Source organism: Blautia sp. MSJ-19 (genome assembly GCF_018918125.1).
Lineage (GTDB): Bacteria > Bacillota > Clostridia > Lachnospirales > Lachnospiraceae > Blautia_A.
Genome location: NZ_JAHLQA010000033.1, coordinates 1 through 2,284 on the forward strand (window position 1 = coordinate 1; position 2,284 = coordinate 2,284).

Sequence of the window (2,284 nt, forward strand, 5' to 3'; positions counted from 1 at the left end):
GCATGAGCGGTATTCACTAGAACAAAAACTCAATATAAGTAAAAAAGATAAAACAGCACTATCGCATTGTAAAAAGCAGTTACGCTTGATTGCTATTGAACAACAAAAAATGCTTGCGGCGTAATACTTTTTATACCTAAAGGGAATTTACACACAAAAAAGGACTTGACCGCATAATAGCCATTCCCTGCATCGGAAATATATCTTGCGTATATATCGATGCCGGAGACTTAATATAGCGACCATATCTGGCATCGAGAAATAACTCCATCATCCAGCCCGATGCCTTTAAGCATTAAACGAGAAATTCACCAACCCTTGAACATATTGATTAAACAATTTAAGGAACAAAGCGGACAAGTCCGCTTCAAACTCCCTGAATCCCTCAATCTTTGAGGGACTTGCTACGCTTTGTGCGCTAGATGCAGTCTGCTTTAGCAGACATATTCCAAATGCATCTAGTCGCATCCTCGCAGAGCGTTTTTACTTCATTGGAACATTACGAAGTAATTTCCTATAAAACTCCCATGCCACGATATTTGGCACCACAATGAATGAAACATCGCAGGCGATAGTTTTTATAGTTACAAGCCGCAAGTTTTGATTTATACTAAACTTATCGGCAAAGGTCGGTTTTTACCTGGAGCATATAGCCCGCCTATAAAACTGACTTGTGGCTTCCTCATTTGTACCACCATCTGTCTCGCTATATATGTCATATAAGGACGTAGAGTAAAATATCAACAGACAGGAAGCCATGCCGTAAACTTATTGCCAGGAGGTATTATCATGGATCGAGTTTACGACAAGTGTTGTGGTATTGATGTGCATAAGAAGCTCATCGTAGCCTGCTTTAAAAATGGCAACAGACAGGAAATACGAGACTTCGGTGCAACAACCAGAGAACTTTTCGATATGGCTGACTGGCTCAAGAAAGGCGATTGCGAGATGATTGCCATGGAGAGCACAGCCTCCTATTGGAAGCCTCTGTATAACATTCTTGAAACCTGTGAGCTACAGGTTATGGTTGTAAATGCACGCCATATGAAAGCAGTTCCCGGTCGCAAGACTGATATCAAAGATGCAGAATGGATCGCAGATCTACTCCAGCACGGACTTCTTACAGCAAGTTACATTCCGGACAGGGAACAACGTGAGCTCAGAGAGCTTGTACGTTATCGTAAGAGTCTCGTAGAAGAGCGTAACCGAGAGCTTAATAGACTCCAGAAGATGCTGGAAGGAGCGAACATCAAGCTTTCAGGAACAATAACTGATATCAATGGCAAGAGTGCAAGAAACATCTTAGAACACATCCTGTCAGGAAAGCAGATTGACTCAGCAGAGTATGATATTTTATATAAGCAAAAGGTCATTGCACATAATCTGAAAGCTACAAAGGAACAAATCATTGATGATCTCAATGGAGTAATGTCAGAACTTCAGAAAAAGATGATGCGAGTACTACTCAACCATCTGGATGAATTGAATATCCACATCAAAGAGTTAGATGATGACATTAATAACTTCATGAAACCAGATCAAAAGCAAGCCGTTGCTGTCATACAGGATATTCCTGGCATTGGCAACACCAGTGCACAGGCAATAATCTCTGTAATTGGTACTAACATGGAACGTTTTCCAACAGATGCACATATCGCATCGTGGGCAGGTTTATGCCCGGGAAGCAATGAAAGTGCACATAAGCGAAAATCAGGCAGGACAACCAAAGGCAATGCATTGCTGCGAGAGACTTTGGTTGTGTGTGCACATTCAGCCGTAAAGAACAAAAGCAGTTATTTCTCGGCACAATTTGCACGAATAAATGCACATCGCGGAAGGAAAAGAGCTTATGTTGCGGTTGCTCATTCTATGTTAGTCGCCATATATCATATGCTTAAGGATGGCGTTGTATTTAAAGACCTCGGAGCCGAATACTATAATCATTTCAACAGGGAACGTAAAATTAACGCATACCTTAAAAAGTTAAAAGCACTTGGCTGGGAAGCTAATACAGTTGCCGTATAAACCGTTCAGCTAAGTTCAAAATATCCCAATAAGAACTCTAGAGGGATAATTTGCGCTTTTTTGGCTATCCGGTAGTATTTGTTTCAGAGTAAGTAAAAAACAAGGGGCTGTCGGAAAATAGACGCTTCTAGAACAGGGAAGGGGCTGTCGCACTAACGTGTGGCAGCTCCTTTTATACCCAACACAAAACGCCGGGCTTCGAAAAGTCCGGCGTTCGTGGTATAATCAGTTTATGCTACTAAACAAAATAATACAGAAA

The 2,284-nt window shown here is 41.3% G+C and carries 1 protein-coding gene; it reads left to right on the forward strand.

The features are described 5' to 3' along the window. Nucleotides 1-789 precede the first annotated feature (789 nt). Nucleotides 790-2,025 (forward strand): IS110 family transposase, encoded by a 1,236-nt coding sequence (locus KQI91_RS10845; RefSeq protein WP_216392796.1) that lies wholly within the window; start codon nucleotides 790-792, stop codon nucleotides 2,023-2,025. The last annotated feature ends 259 nt before the right edge of the window (nucleotides 2,026-2,284 follow it).